The sequence below is a fragment of the Pseudacidovorax sp. DMC4 genome, assembly GCF_056314265.1.
This window is the reverse complement of the sequence record NZ_JBQUYR010000006.1, coordinates 355,193-380,302: the sequence shown is the minus strand read 5'-3', so window position 1 is coordinate 380,302 and position 25,110 is coordinate 355,193. Positions and strand designations below refer to the sequence as shown.

Genomic DNA, 25,110 nt, shown 5'->3' with positions numbered 1-25,110 from the left:
CGCGATGCTGGACGTCCAGCTCACCACCACCTTTCAACGCTGGCTTGGCGGCCCCACCGACCTGCGCGCCCGCATTGCCATTGCGCGCCGGCTGGAGCGCTTGGCCGCGGGCAACGCGGGCGACAGCAAGTCCGTCGGCGAGGGTGTGACAGAGATGCGCGTCGACGTCGGGCCCGGCTATCGCGTGTACTACACGCGGCGCGGGCAGCAGATCGTGATCGTGCTCGCGGGCGGCGACAAGTCATCGCAGCAGCGCGACATCCAGCGCGCACAGACCATGGCCAAGGAGTATTGAGATGCCCGACACCCTTCACGCTTTCGACATGTCCGAGATGCTCGACAGCGACGAGGCCATTGCCGAGTACCTGTCGCAGGTGATGGCGGACGGCGATGCCGATGAGCTGGTGGCGGCGCTCGGTCACATCGCACGCGCCCGCGGCATGGCGCAGATCGCGCGCGACGCCGGCCTGGGCCGCGAGTCGCTCTACAAGGCGCTTGCGCCCGGGGCCAAGCCCCGCTTCGACACCGTGCTGCGTGTGGTCAGGGCGCTGGGCGTGCGGCTGGAGGCCCGTCCTGCCGGTTGAGCTGGCGCGGGTCAACCGCCTGGCGTGCGCCGGCCGGGCACCCGCTTGAGCGGCGCCAGCAGCGGCCGCAGGCCGTTGTGGTCGATCTCTAGCATCAGCGCGAGCAGCCGGCCGATCTCGCCCTTGGGGAAGCCTTCGCGCGCGAACCACGCCAGGTAATTGCCGGGCAGGTCGGCGATGAGGGTGCCCTTGTGCTTGCCGAAGGGCATGGGCAGTGTGGCCAGGCGTTCGAGGTCTTCGGGCTTCATTCGGTCTTGGTCCAGTTCAGGCCATCTCTGGAGCGGTAGGTGCCGCCCGTGGCGCAGCAGCCGCCTGCGCCGAAGGCCATGCGGCCCAGTTCGGCCGTCACGCCCTGCGCATCGGCCGTCAACGAATGACGCTGGCAGCTGGTGAGGATGTTGCCGGGGTAGTAGGGCTTCGGCGCCAGCACCTGCTCCCATGCCACCTGGGCACCTTGCATCGACACGATGCGATAGACGGCGCAGTCGTGGATCACGAGGTGGACGGGCCGGCCGTTCAGCACGCCCTCGAATATGTCGTCGGGCCCCGCAGCCTGCAGCGCGAGCGCGGCTTCGGTAGGCTGGGGCGGCGGTTCCTCGCACCCCATGGCCAGGCTGGCCGCCATCAGTGCCGCGAGAGCCGGGCGAATGGAGAAAGGCATCCGGCCATTGTGCGGTCGGAGCGCCGACCGCTCGACCCACCACCGTTCGACCCACAACGGATCGACCCAGAACCGTTCGGGCTGAGCTTGTCGAAGCCGGGCGCGGCGCTTCGACAGGCTCAGCGGGAACGGTCGCGGGAGATCGGCCGCGGGGCGCCATCGTCCCGCTCAGTTCCCAACCACGTTCAGCGCGGCGGGCGCTTCGCGATCCCCAGCGTCTTCGCCAGGATGCCCAGCATCACCTCGTCCGCACCGCCGCCTATGGACGCCAGTCGCCCGTCGCGGTACAGGCGCGACACGCGGTTCTCCAGCGTGAAGCCCATGCCGCCCCAGAACTGCAGGCAGGTGTCGGCCATCTGCCGCGTCAGCCGGCCCGCCTTGAGCTTGGCCATCGAGGCCAGCGTGAGCACGTCCTCGCCCTGCACATGCAGGTCGCAGGCGCGGTAGGTGAGGGCGCGCAGGGCCTCCACCTCGGTCTGCAGCTCGGCCAGCTTGAACTGCACCCACTGCTGGTCGGCCAGCGTGGCGCCGAACATGCGCCGTTCCTGCGCCCACTGCACCGTCTCGGCGATGCACTCTTCCATCGGCAGCAGCGAACTGGCGGCGCCCCACAGCCGCTCCTCCTGGAACTGCTGCATCTGGTAGATGAAGCCCTGCCCCTCCTCGCCGATGCGAAAGCGTTGCGGCACCCGCACCTCGTCGAAGTAGATCAGGCCCGTGTCGCTGCTGTGCATGCCGATCTTGCGGATCTTGCGCGCCTTCTCGATGCCCGGCCGGTCCATCGGCACCATCACCAGCGACTTGTTGCGGTGCACGGGGCCGTCGCTGGTGTTGACCAGCATGCACATCCAGTCGGCCTGCAGGCTGTTGGTGATCCACATCTTCTGGCCGGAGATGACGTAGTCGTCGCCGTCCTTGCGCGCCGTGCTGCGGATGGCGGCCACGTCGCTGCCGGCACCGGGCTCGCTCACGCCGATGCAGCCCACCTGCTCGCCCGCGATGGCCGGCGCCAGGAACTCGCGCTTGAGTTCCTCGCTGCCGAAGCGCGCCAGGGCCGGTGTGCACATGTCGGTCTGCACGCCGATGGCCATGGGAATGCCGCCGCAGCGCACATGGCCCAGCTCTTCGGCCATGGCCATGGCATAGCTGTAGTCGAGCCCGCCGCCGCCGTATTCCTCCGGCTTGTTAAGGCCCAGCAGGCCCAGGGCGCCCAGGCCCTTGAAGATCTCGTGCAACGGGGCGATCTCGGCCTCTTCCCAGGCATCGACCTGCGGATTGATGGATTCGTCGATGTAGCGGCGCAGGGTCTTGCGGATCTCCTGGTGCTCGTGCGTGTATTGCATGGCGCGGGTGTCTCCTGTCGGCCTTCTGGCGCGCGCACGGTGGTGCGCGGCGGGCATACCACTCTAGAAGCGGGCCGCCCGGGAGGCTTGTGCCAAGTGGCTGCCCGGGCCGCGCCGACGGGGCCGTGGCTACCATTGCGGCCTTCTGCGTTTCCGCCCCCGAAAGCACGCCCATGACCCGCCTCGGCACTCCTCTGTCCCCCTCCTCCACCCGTGTGATGCTCCTGGGCTCCGGCGAGCTTGGCAAGGAAGTGCTGATCGCGCTGCAGCGTCTGGGCGTGGAGACCATCGCCGTCGACCGCTACGACAACGCCCCCGGCCAGCAGGTGGCGCACCGCGCCCGCACCATCACGATGAGCGACCCCGACCAGCTCGAAGCACTGCTGTCGGCCGAGCGGCCGCATCTGGTGGTGCCCGAGATCGAGGCCATCGCCACCGCCAAGCTCGAAGAGCTGGAAGAAGCCGGCCTGGTGCGCGTGATTCCCACCGCCCGCGCCGCGCGCCTAACCATGGACCGCGAAGGCATCCGCCGCCTCGCCGCCGAGACGCTGGGCCTGCCCACCAGCCCTTACCGTTTCTGCGACTCGCTGGCCGAGCTGCAGGCCGCCATCGACGGCAAGGACGGCGGCCAGGGCATCGGCTACCCCTGCATCGTCAAGCCCGTCATGAGCAGCTCCGGCAAGGGCCAGAGCAAGATCGACGGCCCCGCCGACGTGCAGAAGGCCTGGGACTACGCCATGGCCGGCGGCCGCGTGAGCAAGGGCCGCGTCATCGTCGAAGGCTTCATCGACTTCGACTACGAGATCACGCTGCTCACGGTGCGCGCCCTGGGCGCCGATGGCCAGGTGCAGACGCAGTTCTGCGCACCCATCGGCCACCTGCAGGTCAGCGGCGACTATGTCGAAAGCTGGCAGCCCCACCCCATGTACCCCGAGGCGCTGCGCAAGGCGCAGGACATCGCCGAGCGCGTGACGGCCGACCTGGGCGGCCAGGGCCTGTTCGGCGTGGAACTGTTCGTCAAGGGCGAGGAGGTGTGGTTCAGCGAAGTGAGCCCGCGCCCGCACGACACCGGCCTGGTCACGCTGGCCACGCAATGGCAGAGCGAATTCGAGCTGCACGCCCGCGCCATCCTGGGCCTGCCGGTGGACACCACGCTCAAGAGCCCCGGCGCCAGCGCCGTCATCTACGGCGGCGTGGATGCCACCGGCATCGTCTTCGACGGCGTGGCCGAGGCCCTGGCCGTGCCCGGCACCGACCTGCGCCTCTTCGGCAAGCCGGAGAGCTTCGTCAAGCGCCGCATGGGCGTGGCGCTGGCCCATGCGGAGGATGTGGACACGGCCCGCGCGCGGGCCAAGGAGGCGGCGGGGAAGGTCAAGCCGCGGGTGGCGGACTGATCCTTCTCGCCGCACCGAACGGGCCGCGTGGCTGGCCGGTTCATCGCCAGGTCGTGACGATGGCGCAGGGGCTGCGCCCGTCCTGGCGCTGACGCTCGGCGCGCCTCAGGCCGAATAGCGCAGCCGCACCTCGCCCAGCCCTTCGATGGCACCGACCACGTCGGTGTCCACGGGCGCTGCCAGCAGCCCCGTGCACGAGCCCGTCGTGACGATCTGCCCGGGCGCCAGCGGCACGCCACGCTCGGTGCAATGCCGGGCCAGCCAGCCCACCAGCCGCCACACGTCCTGCGCCGGATTGCCGCCCGTGGTGCGCGCCGCCTCGGCATCGCCGAACTTGAGCGTGGCCTGCAGGGTGCGCAGGTCCAGGGCCGATGGGGCGAGCGGGGCCGCCTCGCCGACGACCAGCGCGCCGTGGCTCTGAAGGTCGGCCAGCCGCAGCGGCGCGGGTGCCTCGCGGCCGGCGGCCAGGCGGCTTTCCACGCATTCGATCGTGGGCACCACGGCGTCGAAGAAGCTGGCGAGTTCGTTGGGCGTGGGCATGTCCTGCCGCACTTCCAGCAGCTTGCCCACGCGCAGGGCGGCCTCCAGCTCGACCCAGCGCGCCGCGAAACGCGCGGCCGGCAGCACGGCGCCGGAGGCGTGCATGCCGGACGCAGGCAGCGGTGCGCAGTTGGGCTCGGCCTCGGCATTGGGCGCGCCGACCTTCCACCCTCCGATGCTGCTGCCCAGGTGGGCGAGGATGGCGTCCTGCACCGCGTAGGCCTCGGCGGCATGGGTCGGTAGCCAGCACGTGGGTGCAATGCGGCGGGCAGCGGTGAAGGCGGTGGCCAGTTGCTGGCCGAGGTCGGTGATGGCGGTCATGGAAGCAGCGGTGCGATGAATGAACAGGGCAGCCGGCGAGTATGCCGGCCTCTGCAAGCCCAGCCCCGCGGGATGGCCGCGCGGGAAAGCCACGTTGCGGCCGCGTTCGACCTCAGCCGGCTGCGTCCTCGGACCATTCCGCCAGCGCCTGGGCCCGGTACTCGCGCGGCGTCAACCCCTTGTGCTTGCGGAAGAAGCGGCCGAAGTAGGCCTCGTCGCCAAAGCCCAGGCTCACGGCGATCTGCTTGATGCTGTTGGGCGTGTAGATCAGCTCGCGTTGCGCCTCGTGCAGCAGGCGAGCGTTGATCACGTCCAGGCTCGACAGCCCCAGCACCTCTCGGCACAGCCGCGTGAGCTGTCCGGCCGTGATGCCCAGCAGCTCGGCATAGGCGGGCACCGGCAGGTGCTCGCGGTAGCGCGCGTCGACCAGGCGGCGGAAGGTCTCGATCTGCTCGGCGCGGCGCGAGCGCGGGCGTGCCAGGTGTTCCTTCTTCAGCCGGTGCAGTCGCGCCACCTGCACCAGCAGGGCCGTGAGCAGCGACATGCCGGCCGCGGTGTGGCCCGTGTCGGCCAGCCGGTGCTCGGCCTCGATGGCGTGGAAGAGCGGCATCAGCCGCGCCAGCTCGTCGGCCGTCAGCGGCATCAGCTGCGGCGTGCGCAGCGTCTCGCGCAGGGCCGGCATCACCAGGTCGGCCAGCGATTCCAGGGGCCGCTGCGCGGCCGTCACCACCGGGCCGTCGGTGTCTTCGGAGAAGCGGAAGCTGTGCACGGTTTGTGCGGGAACGAGGACCAGGCAGGGCGCCTCGGCCTCCAGCCGCTCGTGGTCCACCAGCACCCGCACGCGGCCCTGCTGCAGCACCAGCAGCTGAAGGAAGGCATCGTGCGTATGGGGCTGGATGTCCCAGTTGTAGGGCTTCGAGCGTTGCGGGATCCACTCGAAGTCGAAGCTCGCGAGCCAACCGGGACTGGCCTGGTCGCCATAGAGCGAGTAGTTGGGAATCGCGCGCGCCATGCGCCGGAATTGTCCGGGTCTTGGCTGGAATCGTCAAAGCGATGGCCGGTGGCGACGCCCAGAATTCCCTCGGCATCACGACAACAGGAGACATCGCCATGACGGCCCTTTCCACGGCCCATCCGTCCACCGCCTCGCCCGCTGCGGCCGGCGCATCCGCCCACTGGCTGGGGCTCGCGCAGCAGGTCTGCGTGGTCAGCGGCGCGGCCAGCGGCATCGGTGCCGCCATCGCCCGTGCGCTGGCCCAGGCCGGTGCGCGCGTGGCCCTGCTGGACCGCGACGCCGAGGGCTGCGCCGCCATGGCGCGGCGGCTGCAGCAGGACTTCGATGCGCAGGCGCTGGCCATCGCCTGCGACATCGCCGACGAGGCTGCCGTCGGTGCCGCGGCGGCGCAGGTGCGCGAGGTGCTCGGCCCCTGCAATGTGCTCGTCAACAACGCCGGCCTGCTGCGTGCCGGCGGCCTGGCCGACGTGGGCCTGGCGCAATGGAACGAGGTGCTGGGCATCAACCTGGGCGGCTACCTGCTGTGCGCGCGGGCCTTCGGCGCGGACATGCGCGCGGCCGGCCGCGGCAGCATCGTGAACGTGGCCTCCATCTCGGGCCGCTTTCCGCAGAGCGGCAGCGGGGCCTACAGCGCCAGCAAGGCTGGCGTGCTGCTGATGTCGCGCCAACTGGCCGTGGAGTGGGGTCCGCACGGGGTGCGCAGCAATGCGGTACTGCCCGGCATGATCCGCACGGCCCTGTCCGCGAAGTTCTACGAAGAGCCCGGCTTCGAGGCCCGACGCGCCGCCATGACGGCCAGCCGCCGCATCGGCGAGCCCGAGGACATCGCCGATGTCGCGCTCTTCCTGGCCAGCCCGCGCTCGGCCTATGTCAACGGCGCGGAGATCCTCGTCGACGGCGGCATGGCCAACATGCTGATGGACATGGTCCCTCGCCCTGGTTTCAACAAGCAATAAGGAGACATTCCATGAGCAAGGATTTCGACCTGCTGGTCGTCGGCTCCGGCGCGGCCGGGCTGACCTGCGCCATCACCGCGAAGAAGCGCGGCCTGACCGTGGCCGTGCTGGAGAAGGAGCCCGTCTTCGGCGGCACCACGGCGCTGTCGGGCGGCGTGCTGTGGATTCCGATGGGCCCGCATGGCCGGCAGCAGAACCCGGCCGACACGCGCGAGGCCGTGCGCACCTACCTCATGCAGGAGAGCGGGCGCTTCTACGACGAGGCCACCGCCCAGGCCTTCATCGAGCACGGCCCGGCCATGGTCGACTTCCTGCAGCGCGAGACGCAGATGCAGTTCGTGCCCACGCTGTACCCCGACTACCACTGCGACGCCCCCGGCGGCGCGCAGGTCGGGCGCTCGATCCTGGCCGCGCCCTACGACATCCGCGGCCTGGGCGAGGACATGGCGCGGCTCAAGCCGCCGCTGGAGACCATCACCTTCATCGGCATGATGTTCAACTCCTCCAACGCGGACCTGAAGCACTTCTTCCGCGCGACGAAGTCGCTGACCTCCGCGCTCTATGTTGCGCGGCGCCTGGCCACGCACATCAAGGAGCTGGCACTCTACCGCCGCGGCGTCCAGGTCACGAGCGGCAACGCGCTGGCCGCACGGCTGGCGCGCTCGGCATTGGATCTGGGCATTCCCATCCTCACCAGCACGCCCGTCCGCGGCCTGCTGGAAGAGGGCGGCCGCATCACCGGCGTTCGCGTGGAGGGCGAGGGTGGCCCGCGCGAGCTGCGCGCCCGCCATGGCGTGGTGCTGGCCTGCGGCGGCTTTCCGCACGACGCGAAGCGCATCGCCCAGGCCTATCCGCATGTGCGTCGTGGGGGCGAACACCTGTCGCCCACGCCCGAGAGCAACACCGGCGATGGCGTCAACCTGGCCGAGGCGGCCGGCGGCGTGGCCGACATCCGCTATGCCGACAGCGCGGCGTGGATGCCCGTCTCGCGCGTGCCGCTGGGCGGTGGCCGCTTCGGTGTCTTCCCGCACCTGCTCGACCGCTACAAGCCCGGCGTGATCGCCGTGCTGAAGAACGGCCGGCGCTTCTGCAATGAATCGGAGTCGTACCACGACGTCGGCGCGGCGCTCACCCGGGCCTGCGAAGGCCAGAAGGAAACGGTCATGTGGCTGGTCTGCGACAAGGCCTGCCTGGCCAAGTACGGCCTGGGCTACGTCAAGCCTGCACCCATGCCCATCGGCCCGCACCTGCGCAGCGGCTACCTGCTGCAGGGCCGCACGCTGGCCGAACTGGCCGTCCAGGCCGGCATCGACCCGCAGGGCCTGGAGGCCACGGTGCGCGCCTACAACCCGCCGGCCGAGCGCGGCGAGGATCCGGCCTTCGGCCGCGGCAAGACCGCCTTCAACCGCTACCTGGCCGACCCGGAACACCGGCCCAACCCCTGCGTCGCGCCGGTGGCCCAGGGCCCCTTCTATGCCGTGCGCGTGGTCATGGGCGACCTCGGCACCTTCGATGGCCTGCAGACCAGTCTGGCGGGCGAGGTGCTGCGCCGCGACGGCCAGCCGATCCCGGGCCTGTACGCCACCGGCAACGACCGTGCCAGCATGATGGGCGGCGCCTACCCGGGGGCCGGCATCACGCACGGGCCCAACATGGTCTTCGCGTACCTCACCGCGCACCACATCGCCGACCAGGCCGAGGCGCCGCATGCGGTGCCGGCCGTGCGCGTGCAAGCGCACGAAGAGGTGGTGGCATGAGTGCCCGGCCGACCGCTTCTAAGGGCACGCGCGCTGCGCGAAAGGCGACGGCAGGGGGCTCCACGCCCGGCCCACTGGCGATCGTGGCGCCGCCCGGCAAGCCGCTGGTGGACCACCGCATCTACACCATCGCGCTGCGCAAGATGCCCGAATTCCTGCAGGTCTTCAACCAGCTGGCCATGCCGGTGCTGATGCAGACCCTCGGCCATCCTCTGGGCTTCTGGACCAGCCTGGTCGGTCCGCAGAACCAGTTCGTGCATTTCTGGGCCTACGACGACCTGGCCGACTACGAACGCCGCAGCGCCGCACGGGACGCGCATCCCGACTTCGCGCGCTACCTTGCCGCCTCGGGCCACCTGATCACGGCGCAGGAGACGCGGCTGATCCGGGCGGTGGCGATGCCGGGGTGGGTGGCCGGGGCGTAGGGCCTCATCCGGCCCGGTGCGTTTCGAGCCACTCCTTCAGCGCGTCGTTCATCCGGGTCTGCCAACCGGGGCCACTCGCACGGAAGGCTGCGAGCACCTCATGGTCGATGCGGATGGCCACCTGCTCCTTGGTGGCGGAGCCGGCCGGACGCCCGCGCCGGCGCGCTGCTGCCTGCATGCCCGCCTTCATCTCCTCGCGCGAGAGCGGGCGGTCTACTTCATCCTCGCCGTCCCAGACGAGGTGCCGGTCCTTCGGCAAGGCCCGCACAGCGGCAGCGACTTGCGCGCGGGACATCTCATTCACTTTCGAGCCACTCATCGTAGACCTCGCATTCTTCGCGGCTGGCGGGGCGGAAGCTGATGATCCTGGCCGCGCCGTCGCGGTCGGTGTGAACGACGGTCAGTACCGCCAGGACCTCTAGCACATACGAGAAAGACATGACCCGCAACTCGCCGCCGCGTTGGACGTCGACGTCGAGCCGGTAGCGCGAGTCGAGCACCCGATGGGCGTCGGCGAAGTCCAACCCGTGCTTGCGCAGATTGGCTGCACGCTTGGCTTCGTCCCAGATCAGTCGCCTCCCCATCGAATTATTGTAGATGCGATAAATGGCCGGTGGGCGCCGTGAAGTGACCCCCATCCATCACCCCGATCTCCGCCGCGAGCCGGGGCATGAATTCCATCTGGTCCAGCACGTCGCGCTGCAGATCCACGCCGGGTGCGATCTCGAACAGCTCCACGCCCTCGGGCGTCAGGCGGAAGCTGGCGCGCTCAGTGAGGTAGAGCACCTGCTGGCCGCGCACCACGCCCTGCGGGCCGCTGAAGGTGATCTGGTCCACCCGCTTGACGAGCTTCCTCACCGCGCCCTGCTGCAGCACCCGCAGCCGGCCGTCACCAGTGGCCAGCTTCACGCCCTTGGCCGCCAGCGTGCCGCAGAACACCACCTTGCGTGCGTTCTGCGCGATGTCGATGAAGCCGCCCGGCCCCACGGTCACGCCGCCCAGGCGCGACACGTTCACGCAGCCTTCCTCGTCGAATTCGCCGAAGCCCAGGAAGGCCACGTCCAGGCCGCCGCCGCCATAGAAGTCGAACTGCGTGGCCGCGTCCAGCATGGCCGTGGCATTGCGCGCATAGCCGAAGAGCACGCCGTCCATCAGCGTGCCGCCGTAGGTGCCGTGCTCGATGGTCTGGTAGATGCGATGCTGCTCGTTGCGCGCCGCGATCAGCTTGGCCACGGCGTCGGGCACGCCCACGCCGTAGTTGATGACGGGCCGTGCCTTGCCGGTGTTGAACAGCTCCACGGCGGCGCGGCGCGCCACCGCCTGGCGCTCGCCGAAAGCCTCCTGCGCCGCGGCCAGCTCCCGCGCATGGTCGGCGGCCTCGCTTTCGGCGCGGGCGGCGCCGGTGAGCTCGCCGCTGAAGGCCGGGTCGAAGGGAATGGCGTAGCTGGTGCGCTGCGCCGGGTCGACCACGATGGCATCGACCCAGGCCGAGGGAATGCGCACCTCCCGTGCCTTGAGCGCGCCGCGTGGCAGCCGCTCGGCCACCTGCACGATCACCCGGCCGCCGCTGTTGCGCGCAGCCAGCGCCAGCGAGGGTGCATCCAGGTTGGCGGCCTCGTGCTCGAAGCTGATGTTGCCGTCCTCGTCGGCCGCGCTGGCGCGCACCAGGGCCACATGGATGGGGAAGGGCTTGTAGCGCAGCCATTCGCGGCCATCGAGGGTCAGCACCTCGGCCAGGTCGTCCTGGGCCGCCTCGTTCATGCGACCGCCGCCGTGGCGCGGGTCGCAGACGGTGCCCAGGCCCACGTGGCTGATCAGGCCAGGGCGGCCGGCGCCGATCTCACGCATCAACTGGCTGCTCACGCCGCCGGGCAGGATGTAGGCCTCGATGCGGTTCTCCAGCGCCAGCTGCTGCATGGCCGGCGACCACACCCAGTGGCCGCCGATCACGCGCCGCACCAGTCCTTCGTGCGCGAAGCAGTTCATGCCCTTGGTCTTCTTGTCGCCGATGCCCAGTGCATGCACCACTGTCAGGTTGCGCGGCGCCTGCGTGGCCAGGAAGCGGGCCTGCACGGCCTCGAACAGGTGCGTGGCCTCCATCAGCCCGCCGCCGCCACCCATCAGGCCCACGGTGTCGCCATCGCGGATCAGGGCCACCGCCTCGGCGGCCGTCATGAATTTGCCGTCTGCCATCGCGGGCCTCAACGGTGGATGTCGAACAGGGCCGCGCCCTTGCGCAATGCCGACTTGGCGATCACGCCACGGTGGATCTCGCTGGTGCCGTCGAAGATGCGGTAGATGCGCGCATCGCGGTAGTAGCGCTCGATGGGCAGCTCCTTGCAGAAGCCCATGCCGCCGAAGACCTGCACCGCGCGGTCCACCACGCGGCCCAGCGTCTCGGCCGCATGCACCTTGACCATGGCGATCTGCTCGCGCGCATCGAAGCCCTGGTCGAGCATCCAGGCCGCCTGGTAGACCATCCAGCGCGCGGCATTGATCTCGATGACGCTGTCGGCCAGCATCTGCTGCACCATCTGGAAGTCGCCGATGCGGGTGTCGAACTGCCGGCGCTCGCCGGCGTACTGCAGCATCAGCTCGCACACATGGCTGGCCTTGCCCACGGCGCGCGCACCCACCTGGGCCAGGCGCACCACGTTGAGGGCGCCCATCGCCAGCTTGAAACCCTGGCCCTGCTCGCCCAGCAGGGCGGCGGCGTCCAGCGCCACGTTGTCGAAGAACAGCTCCACATGCGGCGTGCCGCGCAGGCCCATCATCTGCTGGTCCTTGCCGACGGTGAAGCCGGGCAGGCCCTTGTCGACCATGAACATGCTGATCTCCTTCTCGCCGGTGCGGGCCGAGACGAGGAAGAAGTCGCTCCATTCGCCGTCGCTGATGAAGTGCTTGCCGCCGTTGAGCACCCAGCCGCTGTCGGTCTTCTTCGCATGGGTCTTGATGCCTGCGGCGTCGGAGCCGGCGCCCGGCTCGGTGATGGCGATGGCACAGGTGCGCGTGCCTTCCACCGACGGCTTGAGCCAGCGCTCGACCTGGTTGCCGCGGCAGTGCAGCAGCGGCTCGTAGACGTTGCCGAAGGCGCGGCGGATCAGCTGGTCGCTGGTGTGGCCGAACTGCTCCTCGCAGAGCACGCGGTCCAGGTTGGAGAGCCCGCCGCCGCCCAGTTCGGCCGGCATGTTGAGGGCATACAGGCCCAGCGCGCGGGCCTTGTCGTGAATGGCCTGCGCCTGCGCGCGCGGCAGGGCGCCGTGGTCCTCGAGGGTCTGCTCCAGGGGATGCAGTTCCTCGGCGATGAATCGACGGACGGTGTCGATCATCATCTTCTGTTCGTCGTTGAGGGCGAAGTCCATGGTGTCTGGCGATGAATGAATGGGCAAAGGAAGGGCGATGGCCGCTGAAGGAGGCCATGCGCGATGTGTCGGGTTTGCGCCTCTCCCCTCTGGGGAGAGGTGGGGTGAGGGGCCTGGGCGGTGGATGGGCTGCGGGGCAGATAAAGGCCGCGGCCCTCACCCCAACCCTCTCCCAAAGGGAGAGGGAGTCAGGCCACGCTCAAGGCTAGGCACTGCTGAACCAGCGGGCGCCGAAGAAGAAGGGCAGGCGCGAAATGCGGTTGGCGGGGATCAGCATGGCGAGATGTGCAGCGCTGCGGTCAACCCACGAACGGCATCGACGCCCGCAGGCACTGCGCCGCCCACTCGGCCGGCGGCTCCTGCGCCTCGCGCGCATGGTTCGTCACCTCCACGCTCACGGGCAGGTCGGCCGGCAGGGCGGCGAAGAGACCATGCAGTTCGATGCTGCCTTCGCCGGGCAGCAGCCGGGCGCAGCGTGCGGTGTGGATCATCTCGTCGGTGCTGAAGTGCGTGCCGGCCTCGGCATCGCAGATCTGCGCGTAGTGCAGCAGCGCGCGCGGAATGGCGCGGATGTCCGCCAGCGTGCTGCTGCTGCGGCCGAAGTGCAGGGCGTCGACCAGGATGCCCGCATTGCCCGGCGATCCGGCGTTGCGCACCACGCGCAGCGCGGCGGCGGCATCGCGCACGCCGGTCCACGGCATGAACTCCAGGTCGGCCGTCATGCCGAAGGGCTTCATCACCTCGCACAGGCGGGCGTAGTTCTGCGTCAGCCGGGCCTCGTCGCCGTCGTCGCCGGCCACCAGGATGGCGCGGGCGCCCAGCGCGGCGCCGATGTCGTAGAGCGGGTCCCAGCGGTGCGGGTCGAAGTCGGCGTCGATGCGGATGATCTCCAGGTCGAACACGCCCACGCCGGTGTCGCGCAGGGCGGCCTGCGTCTCGCGCAGCGCAGCCGGCTGGTCGATCAGCTGCTGTTGCGGCGCGCCCGGTGCGTTGGGCCAGAGGCGCAGGCCGACGAAGCCGTAGCCGGTCTGCGCAGCCAGGCGCACCGCCTCGGCGGGGGTGCAGCGGTGGCTGCTCAGGTAGGCAAGGGACAGTGGGCGGGCCATGGTCGCTGCGTCACTTCATCGGCGAGACGGCCGTGGGCATCGCGATGGTCGAGACCATCTCGGTCGTCAGGTGGGCCGGCCCGCCCTTGGGCGGCCAGATGCCCTGGGCCACGGCATCGGCGCGGGCGCGGCTGCGCGCGTCCAGCGTCGGGTAGGCCCAGATGTTGGTGAAGCGCGCGGCGCCGTCCAGAGCCACCATGGCCACCACGCAGGGCGAGAGCTTCTCGCGCGGCGGCAGGTATTCCTGCCAGAGATCGATGGTGGGCTGCGTGCCGCCGGGCTTGATGCCGTAGGTGCGGATCTCGTAGACGGGGCCCTGGATGCCCGACTCGGCACTGGGCCGCGCGGGCTTCATCCAGTCGAAGCCGCGGTAGCTGTGCTGCTCCAGCCGCTGGTAGATCTCGCCGCAGCCGAAGGGGCTGGCGCTGGCCTGCGTGCGGGCGCGCTCGGCCTCCAGCGCGCCCAGGCTGTCGAAGCCGCGCAGCACCAGCATCTGGTTGAGCACGCCGATGTCGGTGAACCAGCAGCCCAGCAGTTGGCCCTGCGCCTCGGGCGCGGTGGCGAAGGCCTGGACGGCGGTGGCGGCCGTGCCGGCGGTGCCCATGGGCAGGGTCAGCGTGGCGAGTTCGTAGTAGTGCATGCGATGGATTCCTCGTGAAGGGAGTGGGGCGCCGTGGCGGCCGAACGCGCAGGCGCCGACGGTGGCTCCAGCGGCACGCCGGCCGCGTGGTGGCCGGCGATGAAGCCGAAGGTCATGGCCGGACCCAGCGTGATGCCGCCGCTGGGGTAGTGGCCGCCCATCAGGCTGGCCATGTCGTTGCCGGCGGCATAGAGGCCGGGCACGGGCCGGTCGTGGTCATCGAGCACGCGGGCCTGCGTGTCCACACGCAGGCCGGCAAAGGTGCCCAGGCTGCCGGCCACCACGCGCGCCGCATAGAAGGGGCCGCGCTGCAGCGGGGCCATGCAGGCATTGGGCTGGCCGGGGCGGGCCTCGCCCTGGATGCGGTTGTAGGCCGTCTCGCCCTTGCCGAAGTCGAGGTCGCGGCCGGTGGCGGCCATGGCGTTGTAGCGGGCGACGGTGTCGGCAAGCCCGGCCGCGTCGATGCCGCAGGCGGTGGCCAGCTCAGCCAGCGTGCGGCCGCGGCGCAGGTAGCCGCGCTTGCGCCAGCCGTAGGTGGGCATCGGCCAGGGCTTGGCGGCGCCCAGGCCGAAGCGGCGGAAGAAGTCGCGGTCGCACACCAGCCAGGCCTGCACCGGCTCGCCGGGCGGCGTGGCTGCCAGCAGGCCGTGCATGAAGTCGTGGTACGAGTCGGCCTCGTTGACGAAGCGCCGGCCGTCGGCGCGCACGGCGATCAGGCCGGGCTTGGCACGTTCGATCAGGTGCGGGAAGTGGCCGGTGCTGCCGTCGGCGCGCGGCACCAGCGAGACGGGCGCCAGCGCCGCGGCCTGCACCAGCCCGGTGGCCATGCGGCCGCCCGCGGTTTCGCCCAGCCGCAGTCCATCGCCCGTATTGCCCGGGCTGGCGGCGGAGTGATGGTCGAGGCCCTCGGGGCCGGCATGCGGCAGCAGGCGGGCCTTGCGCGCCGCGTCGTGCGGGAATCCACCGCAGGCCAGCACCACGCCGCGTGCGGCCTCGATGGCGAGCGGGCCCCGGGGCGACATCACCTCGGCCCCGGCCACACGGCCGTCCTTGTCCAGCAGCCGGCGCGCGGGATGGGCGGTGAGGATCTGCACGCCAGCCTCCAACGCCGAGGCGGCCAGCGCCGCAACCAGCGCATTGCCGTTGACCAGGCACCGCCCACGGCCATGCAGCAGCCGGTCGCGCGCATGGGCCAATACGCGCCGCGTCACGTACAGGAAGGACGCGGGCGAGGTCGTCGCGTCCAGAAAGTGCCGCAGCTCCCGGCCCGAGGCGATGCCCATGCCCCACAGCGTGGTCTCGGGCAGCGGCGGCTTCAGGTCGCGCAGCCGCGCGCCAAGGCGCCGGCCGTCGAAGGGTGCGGCGCAGACCGATCGGCCGCCCGTGCCCGCATGCGGGCTGCGGCCATGGAAGTCGGGAATCGCATTGCCGTCGATGAACTGCAGGGCGGTGCGGCGGCGGAAGAACTCCACCATGCGCGGCGCCTGCGTGAGGAAGGTGCGGGCGCGGGCCTCGTCGAACTGCGCACCCAGCTCGTGGCGCAGGTAGGCCAGTGGTTCCTCCAGCGGCTCGTCGATGCCCGCCGCACGCGCCAGCGGATTGCGCGGCACCCACATCCAGCCGCCGCTCCAGGCCGTGGTGCCGCCGAACTGCGGCTCCTTCTCGACCACCACCACCTTCAGCCCCAGCTGCGCCGCCGTCACCGCGGTGGCCAGGCCGCCCGCGCCCGAGCCGATGACCAGCAGGTCGCAGGGCAGCGTGCGTGGAGAGGTGGCGGCGGGGGCGTCGGTCGGGCGGGCAGGCATGAAGAAGGGCGCCGTCAGGCGGCGTAGATGGGCACGCGTCCGGGAGGCGCTGCCGGTGCCGTCTTCTGGAAGAAGGGCGAGGTGCCGCTGGCGGCCGCCATCTGCGCGGCCGTTTCCAGCAGTTCGGGCGCGAGGGCGCGCATGCGCTCCTCGGTGAAGCGCACGGTGGGCCCGGCGACGGTGATGGCGCCGATGGGCGGGCGGCCGGCGGGCTGCACCACGGCGCCGATGGTGCTCAGGCCCGGCGTGTAGGTGTCGATGGTGAGGGCGTAGCCGCGCTCGCGCGTGGCGTGCACCATGGCCATCATTTCCTGCACCGTGCGCGGCGCATTGGGGCCGTACTCTTCGGGCTGGCCCAGGCCCTGCCGGGTGGCCAGGGCGATGGCCTCGTCGTCGCTCAGGGCCGCCATCCAGGCCAGGCCGGAGGACGAGCACGACAGTCGCGCATCGCTGCCCATGTCGGGGTCGTAGCGCAGGCCTTGGCGGGCACCCTGGGCGCGGGCCACCCAGGTCAGGCGCTCGCCGTCGATCACCGACAGCCGGGCCAGCTCGCCCGACAGCTGCGCCAGCCGGTCCAGCAGCGGCTGAGAGAAATCGACGATGCCGCTGTGGCTGAGGAATGAGAGGCCCAGCGACGACAGCTTGGTGGTCAGCATGTACGAGCCGAGCTCGCGCGTCTGGCGCACGTAGCCGGTACGCGTCAGGTCGGCCAGCAGCCGGTGGGCGGCGCTGCGCGGCATGTTCAGCGTGTCGGCGATGGCGGCCAGCTCCAGCCCCTCGCCATGGCGCGCCAGCAGTTCGAGGATGCCCAGGGTTCTGTCGAGTACGCCGCTCATCGGAGATGTCCTTCTCGTGGTCTTGGAATGAGGCGGGCAGCGTACAGGATGAGGATGCGCACGGCGGGCTCAGCCCAGCGCAACGGTGCAGCCGCGCTCGGCGGCATCGGAGATGGCCAGCGTGGCCGCCAGGGTGCGCAGGCCGTCGGCGGCGCTGCACAGCGGCACCGTGGCGCGGCCTTCGACCAGGTCGACGAAATGCTCGAGCTGGCGGGTGTAGGGGTCGGCGGCATGCACGGCGGTCTGGCTGCGCGTCATCTCGGCATGCCAGCTGCGATCACCCGCGTAATGCCACAGCGACAGATCAGGCAGCGACAGCGAGCCGTGCGTGCCGGCGATGAAGTGCGAGTTGACGGCCTGTCGCGGGTACTGCGGCTGCTCGCCGGCGCAGAAGTCCCAGCACCAGGGCGCGGTGGTGGTGTCCGACACCATCACCGCGCCCAGCGCGCCGCTGGCGAACTGCAGGCTGGCCACGGCCGTGTCCTCCACCTCGAAGCCGCGCGTGGCATTGCTGGCGAAGGCCTGCACGGCGCGCACCTCGCCGAGCAGGAAGCACAGCATGTCGATGTCGTGGATCAGGTTGATCAGCACCGGGCCGCCGCCGGCCTGGCGCCGCCAGGCCGCTTCGAAGTACGCGTCGGGCTTGAGGAAGGTGGCCATGGCCTGCGCGGCCACCACGCGGCCCAGCCGGCCCTCCTGCAGCAGCTGGCGGGCACGTTGCAGGATGGGGTTGTGCCGCCGGTGGTGGCCCACCAGCACCGGCACGCCGCGCGCGGCCTGGGCCTCGGCCAGGTGGCGGGCGTCTTCCACCGTGCCGGCCACCGGCTTCTCGACCAGCACCGGCACGCCCGCGGCCAGGAAGTCCAGCGCCACCGGCACGTGCGTGGCGTTGGGCGTGGCCACGATGGCGCCCGCGGGCCGGTGGGCGGCCAGCAGCTCGGCATGGCTGGCGAAGCAGGGCACGCCCGCCGCTTCGGCCAGCGCCCGTCCGGCCTCGGTGGGATCGGCAATGGCGCACAGCCGCGCCCGGCTGCTTTGCTGCAGGCGGTCGATGTGCGTGCGGCCGATGACGCCGGCGCCGATGAGCGCGATGGGGGCATTCTGGGGCATGGGCGGGATGTCTCCTTGGCCGCGACTGTAGGCTGGATTGAAATGAAATTCAATAGTTGAACGTCGTTCCAGTCTTCGATAGGATCGCCGCCAACGCCGCCGCAGGGTTGCGGCCGCGCATGCACATCCAGGAGACAGTCAATGTCCGAGCCCCAGCTCAGCGGCGCCACGCGCGTCCACTTCATCGTGGGAGATCCCATCGCGCAGGTGAAATCGCCCGCGGGCGTCACGCAGGCCTTTGCCGAGCGCGGCATGGACGCCATGGTCATGCCCGCGCATGTGGCGCCGACCGATCTGGCCACCTGGCTGGTCGGCGTGTCGGCGGCCAGGAACGTGGACGGCGTCATCGTCACCGTGCCCCACAAGTTCGCCTGCGCCGCGTTGTGCACCACGCTGTCGGAACGCGCGGCCTTCCTGGGCGCCACCAACACGATGCGCCGCACTGCCGACGGCCGCTGGCATGGCGACATGTTCGACGGCCTGGCCATGGTGGCCGCCCTGCGCGACCGCGGCGGCGAGCCCGAGGGCCGCCGCGCGCTGCTGGTGGGCGCGGGCGGCGCCGGCTCGGCCATCGCCCATGCGCTGGTGATGGCCGGCGTTGCGTCGCTGGACATCCACGACGGCGACATCGCCCGCCGTGACGCGCTGGTGGCACGGCTGGCGGGGTTGGGCCGCTGCCCTGTCGGCGTCGGCTCGGCCGATCCGGCCGGCTACCAGCTGGTGGTCAACGCCTCGCCCGCCGGCATGCGCGACGACGACCCGCTGCCCGTGGACGTGCAGCGGCTGGCGCCCGACGCCTTCGTGGGTTGCGTGATCACGCAGCCGGCCGTCACGCCCCTGATCGCCGCCGCCCGCGCACGCGGCCTGGGCACCGCCACCGGCACCGACATGTTTGCCCGCGTGCGCGACCTGATGGTCGACTTCCTCGCGGAGCCCCAGTCGTGAAGCGGCTGCAGACGCTGGCCGATCTGCCCGAAGGCGCGGCCTTCGACCTGGTGGTCATCGGCGCGGGTGGCGCCGGCATGGCCGCGGCCCTGTTCGCGGCCCTGGACGGTCAGCAGGTGCTGCTGGTGGAGCGCACCGCGCATGTGGGCGGCACCACCGCGCTGTCGGCCGGCACTTGCTGGGTGCCAGGCACGCGCGAAGGCGCCGCGGTCAACCCGGCCGACACGCTGGCCGAGGCCGCGCGCTATCTCGACAACGCCATCGGCGAGCACTCGCCGCGCGCCTTGCGCCAGGCCTTCCTGGAGCACGGCGCCGAAGCCATCGCCCAACTGGCGGCACGCACCGAGGTCAAGCTGCGCGCCTACCCCCGGCACCCCGACTACATCTCCGACCTCGAAGGCTCGACCGTCGCCGGCCGTGCGCTGGAGCCGCTGCCCTTCGACGGCCGGCTGCTGGGTGAGTGGTTCGCGCTGCTGCGCCCGCCCATCCCCGAGTTCACGGTGCTGGGCGGCATGATGGTCGACCGCACCGACATCAACCACCTGCTGGGCATGACGAAGTCGCTGGCCTCGCTGCGGCATTCGGTGCGCCTCCTGGCGCGCCATGGCCGCGACCGCCTGCGCCATGCGCGCGGCACGCGGCTGGTGATGGGCAATGCGCTGGTGGGGCGGCTGCTGTATTCGCTCTCGCGCCTGCCCAACGTCACGCTCGCCATGGAGACCGCGCTGATGCGGCTGCAGCGCAGCGACACCGGCGTCGACGGCGTGGTGCTGGCCCAGCGCGGCCAGCGCCGCAGCGTGGCCGCACGCGCGGGCGTGGTGCTGGCCAGCGGCGGCTTCAACCGCCACCCCGAGCGACGGCAGGCCCTGCTGCCCGGCGCCGACATCGGCTGGTGCCCCGGCGCGCCCGGCCACACCGGCGAGGCCCACACGCTGGCCGAGGCCGTGGGCGCGCGCTACGGCAGCGGTGCGATGAGCGCGGCCTTCTGGGCCCCTGTCTCGCGCCGCATGCGCAGCGATGGCAGCACCGCCCTGTTCCCGCATTTCGTCATGGACCGCGCCAAGCCGGGCGTGCTCACGGTCAATGCCGCGGGCGAGCGCTTCGTCAACGAAAGCACCTCGTACCACCTCTTCGGCCTGGCCATGCAGCAGCCCGGTGCCGACGGGCAGCCCTCCATCCCCGCCTTCCTCATCTGCGATGCCGCGGCCCTGCGCAAGTACGGCCTGGGCATGGTGCGCCCGGGTGGCAAGGGCCTCGCGCCCTTCCTGGCCGACGGCTACCTCACGCAGGCCGACACGCTGGCCGGCCTGGCCCAGGCCCTGGGCATCGCTGCGCAGCGTCTGCAGGCCACGGTCGAGCGCTTCAACACCCTGGCGCGCAGCGGCGTGGACACCGACTTCCACCGCGGCGAGACCGCCTACCAGCGCAACCTGGGCGACCCGGCATGGCCTGGACCCAACCCCTGCCTGGGTCCGCTGGAGGAAGGGCCCTTCTATGCCGTGCGCCTCTATCCGGGCGACATCGGTGCGGCCCAGGGCTTTGCCACCGACGCCGACGCGCGCGTGCTCGACGCGCAGGGCCAGCCCATCGCGGGCCTCTATGCGGTGGGCAACGACATGCACTCGATCATGGGTGGCGTCTACACGGCCCCCGGCATCACGCTTGGCCCCGGCATCGTCTTCGCGCACCTGGCGGCGCGGCATGCGGGCTCGCGCCTGCGCGAGGCCGTCGCCACCTAGCCGCCACGCGCCACACGTGCATGACAGACCGGGCAAACCCCAGTCCCTCATGCACGAAAAGTCCGGCGAATGGCCGGAAATGTCGAAGCAGCCCCAGGGCAGGGATCGAAGAATCCACCCCCACACGCAGCCATGACCGGCGGCCTCGAAAGTCCGGTTGGCGCGGGCCACGCCCGCAGCCTTGCCACCAGAGCAACGACGACAGGAGACAGACATGCCGACCCTCGGCCAACCCCATTCAACAGCCGCCACGGCGCTGATCACCGGCGCCGCGGACGGCATCGGCTGGGCCACCGCGCAGTGCCTTGCGCAGCGGGGCTGGCGCGTGGCCCTGCTGGACCTGCGCGCCGAGGCCGCGCAGGCCCGCGCCGCCGAGCTGGGCCCGCAGCACCTGGGCCTGGGCTGCGACGTGAGCGATGCCGGTTCCGTCCAGGTGGCGGTGGCCGCCGCGCAGGCCGCGCTCGGCCGCATCGACGCCCTGGTCAACAACGCCGGCATCGGCGAGCAGGCCGCACCCACGCTGGCGCAGACGGCCGAGGGCTTCGACCGCGTGCTGGCTGTGCACCTGCGCGGCACCTTCCTCATGACGCAGGCGGTGCTGGGCTTCATGCGCGAGCAGCTGCGCGATGCCCGCGGCAACCGCGGCGCCATCGTCAACATCGGCTCCATCGCCAGCTTCGGCGGCATTCCGGGTCGCAACGCCTACAGCGCCGCCAAGGCCGGCGTGCTGGGCATGACGCGCGCACTGGCCTGCGAGTGGGCCCGCGAGGGCATCCGCGTGAATGCGGTGGCGCCCGGCTATGTGCGCACCACGCTGGTGGCGGCCCTGGCCGAGCGCGGCGATGTGGATGCCCGCGCCGTCGCCGAGCGCACGCCGCTGGGCCGCATGGCCGAGCCCGAAGAGATCGCCGAAGCCATCGCCTTTCTGGCCTCGCCTGCCGCCAGCTATGTGACCGGCGCCACGCTCAGCGCCGACGGCGGCTGGAGCGTGCTGGGCGCGCCCGCCCAGGCCCTGGCGCCGCTGTGAGCGGGCCGCACCCGGCCGCCACCTTTCCCACCGCACACGCATCACGGAGACGACCTTCATGCTGACCATCAACCTCTTCAACGGGCTGGTCTACGGCGCCCTGCTGATCATCATGTGCTCGGGCCTGGCGCTCATCTACGGCCTGCGCCGGGTGGTGAACTTCGCGCACGGCTCGCTGTACATGCTGGGCGCGTACATCGGCTACTCGGTGGCGCTGCGCTACAACTTCTGGGCCGCGCTGGTGGCGGCGCCGGCCATCATGGCGCTGCTGGGCGTGCTGCTCGACCGCTACGGCTTCCGCCTGCTGCAGGACCGCGATCCGCTCACCGTGGTGCTGGTCACCTTCGGCCTGCTGCTGGTGATCGAGGACTTCGTGCAGACCACCTGGGGCAAGAGCAACCTGTCGGTGGAGGCACCTGCCGTGCTGGCCACCTCCATCGACTTCTTCGGCACGCCGCTGCCGGCCTACCGCGTGGCGGTGATCGGCGTCGGCGCGCTGGTGGCGCTGGGCCTCACGGGCTGGCTGCGCTTCTCGAAGGCGGGCCTGTTCGTGCGGGCCGCCAGCACCGACCCCACCACCACCGCCATGCAGGGCGTCAACACCGATGCGCTGTCGGCCGGCGTGGTGGGCCTGGGCACCGCCCTCGCGGGCCTGGCCGGCGTGGTGGCGGCGCCCTTCCTGTCGCTGTCGCCATCGATGAGCAGCGACGTGATCATCGATTCCTTCGTGGTGGTGGTCGTGGGCGGCCTGGGCTCGCTGGCCGGTGCCTTCGTCGCCGCCATGGTGCTGGGCATGGTGCAGTCGCTGGGCGCGGTGTACCTGCCCGACCTCTCGGCCATCCTGCCCTTCGTGATCATGGTCGCGGTGCTGATCTGGCGACCCGCCGGCTTTGCCGGTAGCCGGACGTGAACGCCACGCAGAAGACATCGGGGAACCAGAGGAGCGCATTCATGACAAGCAATGTTCGTATCGGCCTGGCCGGCGCCGCGGCGCTGGCGTTGGGGGGCGCGGTGGCGCTGGGCGTGGGCTCGGGCACGCTGCTGTCGCTGTTCACGCAGGCGGTGATCTATGGTGTCTTCGCCTCGGGCGTGGGCCTGCTGCTGCGGCAGAACGGCATGGTCAGCTTCGGCCATGCGGTGTTCTTCGGGCTGTCGGGCTACACCGTGGGCATCGTGATGGAGCTGGGCTGGATGCCGGCCGAGCTGGCCATCGTGGCCACGCTGGCGGCGCTGATGCTCTTCGCGCTGCTGGTGGGCCTGGTGATCGTGCGCGTACCCGGCGTGGCCTTCAGCATGATGACGCTGGCCATCGGACAGATGTTCTTCCTCACCGCCTCGCGCTCGCGCGGGCTCACCGGCGGCGCCGACGGCATGAACATCAACTGGCCCTCCACGCTCTTCGGCGTGCCGCAGTCGCAGCTGCTGCAGCCGGCCGTGCTCTTCATGGTGTGCTGGACGGTGCTGGTGCTCACGCTGCTGGTCCTGGCGCTGCTGCTGCGCGGACGCTTCGGCAGCGTGACCGAGGCGGTGCGCGACAACGAGGAACGTGCCCGCTTCATCGGCCTGCGCACGCTGCTGCCGCGCGCCGCCATCTATGCGCTGTCGGCCGGCGTGGTGGCCGTGGCGGGGCTGCTGTCGGCGCTCAACACCGGCTTCGTCTCGCCCGAGGCGCTGCACTGGAGCGTCTCCGGCGTGGCGCTGATGATGGTCGTGGTCGGTGGCTACAAGGCCCTGTGGGGCCCGCCGCTCGGCGCCATCGTGTACTTCATGTTCAAGGACGTGCTGGGCGACTGGGCCACGCACTGGATGGCCATCTTCGGCGTGGCGCTGATCACCGTCATCGTGTTCTCGCCCACCGGCATCGCCGGAGCGCTGCAGAAGCTGTGGAACCCCAGGCGGCGCGCCGCGGCAGCGCCCGCCACCGCGAGTGCCGGCCACACGGCCGCACCCGCCACGCCCGTGGTGCGCCCCGCCACCTCGGCCCGCTGAGCCGCATCGCAACCAGGAGACAACAGGCATGAGCGACTACGTGCTGCAGGCCCGCGACGTGGCCATCCACTACGGCGGCGTGAAGGCGGTGGACGGCGTGGAGCTGACGCTGGAACGCGGCCAGATCCGCGGCCTGATCGGCCCCAACGGCGCCGGCAAGTCCACCGTCATCGACGCCATCACCGGCCGCCGCCGGCTCACCCGCGGGCAGGTCTTCCTGCGCGGCGAGGACGTGAGCGCCCTCGGCCCCGTGCAGCGGCGCCAGCGCGGCCTCTCGCGCAGCTTCCAGCGCACCAGCGTCTTCGGCCAGATGCGCGTGCGCCGGCAGGTGGCGCTAGCCTCGCACTGCATGAACCCGAAGGACAGCGAGGCCGACGCGCAGGCCGTGCTCGAAGAGCTGAACCTGGCCCACCGCGCCGACGACGTCGCCGAAGACCTGGGCTACGGCGAGCAACGCCGTCTCGACCTGGCCCTGGCCCTCGTCGGCCGGCCCACCGTGCTGCTGCTGGACGAGCCCATGGCGGGCCTGTCGGTGCAGGAATCGCACGACCTGGCGCGCCACCTCAAGGCGCTGACCTCGCGCTGGAACGTGTCGGTGCTGCTGGTGGAGCACGACATGGACGTGGTGTTCGGCATCAGCGACGCCGTCACCGTCTTCGAACTCGGCCGCGTGATCGCCAGCGGCGAACCTGCCGAGGTGCGCGCCAACCCGCGTGTGCGCGAGGCCTATCTGGGGAGCGCCGCATGAGCCCGACCAAACACCGCAACGCCATGAACGACGGCATCCTGCTCGAACTCGACCGCGTCGACGCCTTCTATGGCGCGGCCCACATCCTGCACGGCCTGTCGCTGCAGGTGCGCGCGGGCGAGCGCGTGGCCCTGGTGGGACGCAACGGCGTGGGCAAGACCACGGTGGTCAACACCATCCTGGGCCTGGCCAGCCTGCGCGGCGGCCAGGTGCGCGTGGGCAGCCAGATCCTGCTGCGCCCGCGGCCCTACAACGCGGCACAGAACGGCGTGGTGGTAGTGCCACAGGGCCGGCGCATCGTGGCCAACCTCACCGTCGAAGAGAACCTGCTGCTGGGCGCCGCCACCGGCCGCCCCGGCCACTGGACGGTGCCGCGCATCTACGAGCTCTTTCCCATCCTGCAGGAGCGCGCCCACACGCCGGGCACCGCGCTCTCGGGCGGCCAGCAGCAGATGCTGGCCGTGGGCCGCGCCCTCATGGCCAACCCCTCGCTCATCCTGCTGGACGAGCCCACCGAAGGGCTGGCGCCCGTCATCGTCGACCAGCTCGCGGTCATCTTCAACCAGGTGGCGGCGCAGGGTACGGCGCTGCTGCTCATCGAGCAGAACATGAGCCTGGTGGTGCGCGTGGCCGAGCGCTACTACGCCATGGCCAAGGGCGCCGTCATCGCGCAGGGCGCGGTGCACGACAGCCGCGAAAGCCTGCAGGACCTGGAGGCGCACGTCATGGTCTAGCGCCATTGACTGCCCCTGAGAACGCCGCTCATACGCCACTCACACGCCGCGCGCGCATCGCCCGCACGCGCAG

27 protein-coding genes are annotated in these 25,110 nt (G+C 71.1%); 13 read left to right on the top strand and 14 right to left on the bottom strand.

The window, feature by feature from the left end; translation table 11 throughout:
* Positions 1 to 4 precede the first annotated feature (4 nt).
* Together ACT54X_RS13965 and ACT54X_RS13960 are read left to right on the top strand one after the other, a co-directional pair.
* The gene (locus tag ACT54X_RS13965; protein ID WP_476347092.1) at positions 5 to 295 is read left to right on the top strand and encodes a type II toxin-antitoxin system RelE/ParE family toxin; all 291 of its coding nucleotides are present in this window, start codon (positions 5 to 7) and stop codon (positions 293 to 295) included.
* Position 296: 1 nt separating this feature from the next.
* Positions 297 to 584: an addiction module antidote protein gene (locus ACT54X_RS13960; RefSeq protein WP_017759720.1), complete on the top strand. Its 288-nt coding sequence runs from the start codon at positions 297 to 299 to the stop codon at positions 582 to 584.
* An 11-nt stretch (positions 585 to 595) separates the two neighbouring features.
* On the opposite strand, the gene ACT54X_RS13955 is transcribed toward ACT54X_RS13960, so the two are convergent.
* The 3 genes from ACT54X_RS13955 to ACT54X_RS13945 form a co-directional block, all read right to left on the bottom strand.
* Positions 596 to 832: a DUF3820 family protein gene (locus ACT54X_RS13955; RefSeq protein ID WP_294367650.1), complete on the bottom strand. Its 237-nt coding sequence runs from the start codon at positions 830 to 832 to the stop codon at positions 596 to 598.
* Positions 829 to 1,245 (bottom strand): hypothetical protein, encoded by a 417-nt coding sequence (locus ACT54X_RS13950; RefSeq protein WP_476347090.1) that lies wholly within the window; start codon positions 1,243 to 1,245, stop codon positions 829 to 831. Before ACT54X_RS13950 ends, ACT54X_RS13955 begins: the two co-directional genes overlap by 4 nt.
* A gap of 185 nt (positions 1,246 to 1,430) precedes the next feature.
* The gene (locus ACT54X_RS13945) at positions 1,431 to 2,588 is read right to left on the bottom strand and encodes an acyl-CoA dehydrogenase family protein (protein WP_476347088.1); all 1,158 of its coding nucleotides are present in this window, start codon (positions 2,586 to 2,588) and stop codon (positions 1,431 to 1,433) included.
* 173 nt (positions 2,589 to 2,761) lie between these two features.
* Here ACT54X_RS13945 and purT point away from each other — a divergent pair, with 173 nt between their 5' ends.
* Entirely contained in the window at positions 2,762 to 3,982 is a 1,221-nt protein-coding gene (gene purT / locus ACT54X_RS13940; protein WP_476347086.1) for a formate-dependent phosphoribosylglycinamide formyltransferase, read from the top strand.
* Positions 3,983 to 4,087: 105 nt separating this feature from the next.
* Here the strand turns inward: purT and ACT54X_RS13935 are convergent, their stop codons facing one another.
* Both ACT54X_RS13935 and ACT54X_RS13930 read right to left on the bottom strand, forming a co-directional pair.
* Complete coding sequence (locus ACT54X_RS13935; protein ID WP_476347084.1) at positions 4,088 to 4,843, bottom strand: 2-keto-4-pentenoate hydratase; 756 nt, start codon at positions 4,841 to 4,843, stop codon at positions 4,088 to 4,090.
* 112 nt (positions 4,844 to 4,955) lie between these two features.
* On the bottom strand, positions 4,956 to 5,855 hold the full coding sequence (locus ACT54X_RS13930) for a helix-turn-helix domain-containing protein (protein WP_476347082.1): 900 nt from the start codon (positions 5,853 to 5,855) through the stop codon (positions 4,956 to 4,958).
* Between the two features lie 98 nt (positions 5,856 to 5,953).
* On the opposite strand from ACT54X_RS13930, the gene ACT54X_RS13925 reads away from it, so the two are divergent.
* The 3 genes from ACT54X_RS13925 to ACT54X_RS13915 are packed head-to-tail and all read left to right on the top strand — an operon-like array spanning position 5,954 to position 8,996.
* On the top strand, positions 5,954 to 6,814 hold the full coding sequence (locus ACT54X_RS13925) for an SDR family NAD(P)-dependent oxidoreductase (RefSeq protein ID WP_476347080.1): 861 nt from the start codon (positions 5,954 to 5,956) through the stop codon (positions 6,812 to 6,814).
* Between the two features lie 11 nt (positions 6,815 to 6,825).
* Positions 6,826 to 8,571: an FAD-dependent oxidoreductase gene (locus ACT54X_RS13920; RefSeq protein ID WP_476347078.1), complete on the top strand. Its 1,746-nt coding sequence runs from the start codon at positions 6,826 to 6,828 to the stop codon at positions 8,569 to 8,571.
* Entirely contained in the window at positions 8,568 to 8,996 is a 429-nt protein-coding gene (locus ACT54X_RS13915; RefSeq protein WP_476347076.1) for an NIPSNAP family protein, read from the top strand. Before ACT54X_RS13920 ends, ACT54X_RS13915 begins: the two co-directional genes overlap by 4 nt.
* A 4-nt stretch (positions 8,997 to 9,000) precedes the next feature.
* Here the strand turns inward: ACT54X_RS13915 and ACT54X_RS13910 are convergent, their stop codons facing one another.
* The 9 genes from ACT54X_RS13910 to ACT54X_RS13870 form a co-directional block, all read right to left on the bottom strand.
* Positions 9,001 to 9,315, bottom strand: coding sequence for a BrnA antitoxin family protein (locus tag ACT54X_RS13910; protein WP_476347074.1), 315 nt, complete (start codon positions 9,313 to 9,315; stop codon positions 9,001 to 9,003).
* On the bottom strand, positions 9,293 to 9,580 hold the full coding sequence (locus ACT54X_RS13905; RefSeq protein ID WP_294367666.1) for a BrnT family toxin: 288 nt from the start codon (positions 9,578 to 9,580) through the stop codon (positions 9,293 to 9,295). The genes ACT54X_RS13910 and ACT54X_RS13905 overlap by 23 nt, the downstream gene beginning before the upstream one ends.
* Positions 9,581 to 9,584: 4 nt before the next feature.
* Positions 9,585 to 11,189 (bottom strand): acyl CoA:acetate/3-ketoacid CoA transferase, encoded by a 1,605-nt coding sequence (locus ACT54X_RS13900; protein ID WP_476347072.1) that lies wholly within the window; start codon positions 11,187 to 11,189, stop codon positions 9,585 to 9,587.
* An 8-nt stretch (positions 11,190 to 11,197) separates the two neighbouring features.
* Positions 11,198 to 12,358 (bottom strand): acyl-CoA dehydrogenase family protein, encoded by a 1,161-nt coding sequence (locus ACT54X_RS13895; protein WP_476347070.1) that lies wholly within the window; start codon positions 12,356 to 12,358, stop codon positions 11,198 to 11,200.
* 299 nt (positions 12,359 to 12,657) lie between these two features.
* Positions 12,658 to 13,464, bottom strand: coding sequence for a sugar phosphate isomerase/epimerase family protein (locus tag ACT54X_RS13890; protein WP_476347066.1), 807 nt, complete (start codon positions 13,462 to 13,464; stop codon positions 12,658 to 12,660).
* A 10-nt stretch (positions 13,465 to 13,474) separates the two neighbouring features.
* Positions 13,475 to 14,104, bottom strand: a complete 630-nt coding sequence (locus ACT54X_RS13885; RefSeq protein ID WP_295525179.1) for an NIPSNAP family protein — start codon at positions 14,102 to 14,104, stop codon at positions 13,475 to 13,477.
* Complete coding sequence (locus tag ACT54X_RS13880) at positions 14,077 to 15,909, bottom strand: FAD-dependent oxidoreductase (protein WP_476347064.1); 1,833 nt, start codon at positions 15,907 to 15,909, stop codon at positions 14,077 to 14,079. Before ACT54X_RS13880 ends, ACT54X_RS13885 begins: the two co-directional genes overlap by 28 nt.
* Positions 15,910 to 15,923: 14 nt before the next feature.
* The gene (locus ACT54X_RS13875; RefSeq protein WP_294367677.1) at positions 15,924 to 16,745 is read right to left on the bottom strand and encodes an IclR family transcriptional regulator; all 822 of its coding nucleotides are present in this window, start codon (positions 16,743 to 16,745) and stop codon (positions 15,924 to 15,926) included.
* 69 nt (positions 16,746 to 16,814) lie between these two features.
* Positions 16,815 to 17,855 (bottom strand): Gfo/Idh/MocA family protein, encoded by a 1,041-nt coding sequence (locus ACT54X_RS13870; RefSeq protein WP_476347062.1) that lies wholly within the window; start codon positions 17,853 to 17,855, stop codon positions 16,815 to 16,817.
* A gap of 141 nt (positions 17,856 to 17,996) precedes the next feature.
* Here ACT54X_RS13870 and ACT54X_RS13865 point away from each other — a divergent pair, with 141 nt between their 5' ends.
* From ACT54X_RS13865 to ACT54X_RS13835, 7 genes are all read left to right on the top strand, one after another.
* Positions 17,997 to 18,800, top strand: coding sequence for a shikimate dehydrogenase family protein (locus tag ACT54X_RS13865; protein WP_476347060.1), 804 nt, complete (start codon positions 17,997 to 17,999; stop codon positions 18,798 to 18,800).
* Positions 18,797 to 20,539 carry an FAD-dependent oxidoreductase gene (locus tag ACT54X_RS13860; RefSeq protein ID WP_476347058.1) on the top strand — a complete coding sequence of 581 codons (1,743 nt, stop codon included), beginning with the start codon at positions 18,797 to 18,799 and terminating at the stop codon, positions 20,537 to 20,539. The genes ACT54X_RS13865 and ACT54X_RS13860 overlap by 4 nt, the downstream gene beginning before the upstream one ends.
* 214 nt (positions 20,540 to 20,753) lie before the next feature.
* On the top strand, positions 20,754 to 21,566 hold the full coding sequence (locus tag ACT54X_RS13855) for an SDR family NAD(P)-dependent oxidoreductase (RefSeq protein ID WP_476347056.1): 813 nt from the start codon (positions 20,754 to 20,756) through the stop codon (positions 21,564 to 21,566).
* Between the two features lie 58 nt (positions 21,567 to 21,624).
* Entirely contained in the window at positions 21,625 to 22,476 is an 852-nt protein-coding gene (locus ACT54X_RS13850) for a branched-chain amino acid ABC transporter permease (protein ID WP_017759334.1), read from the top strand.
* Positions 22,477 to 22,517: 41 nt separating this feature from the next.
* Positions 22,518 to 23,555, top strand: coding sequence for a branched-chain amino acid ABC transporter permease (locus tag ACT54X_RS13845; RefSeq protein WP_476347053.1), 1,038 nt, complete (start codon positions 22,518 to 22,520; stop codon positions 23,553 to 23,555).
* A gap of 28 nt (positions 23,556 to 23,583) precedes the next feature.
* Entirely contained in the window at positions 23,584 to 24,303 is a 720-nt protein-coding gene (locus ACT54X_RS13840; RefSeq protein ID WP_114801515.1) for an ABC transporter ATP-binding protein, read from the top strand.
* Positions 24,300 to 25,037: an ABC transporter ATP-binding protein gene (locus ACT54X_RS13835; RefSeq protein ID WP_476347051.1), complete on the top strand. Its 738-nt coding sequence runs from the start codon at positions 24,300 to 24,302 to the stop codon at positions 25,035 to 25,037. Before ACT54X_RS13840 ends, ACT54X_RS13835 begins: the two co-directional genes overlap by 4 nt.
* Positions 25,038 to 25,110: the final 73 nt, after the last annotated feature.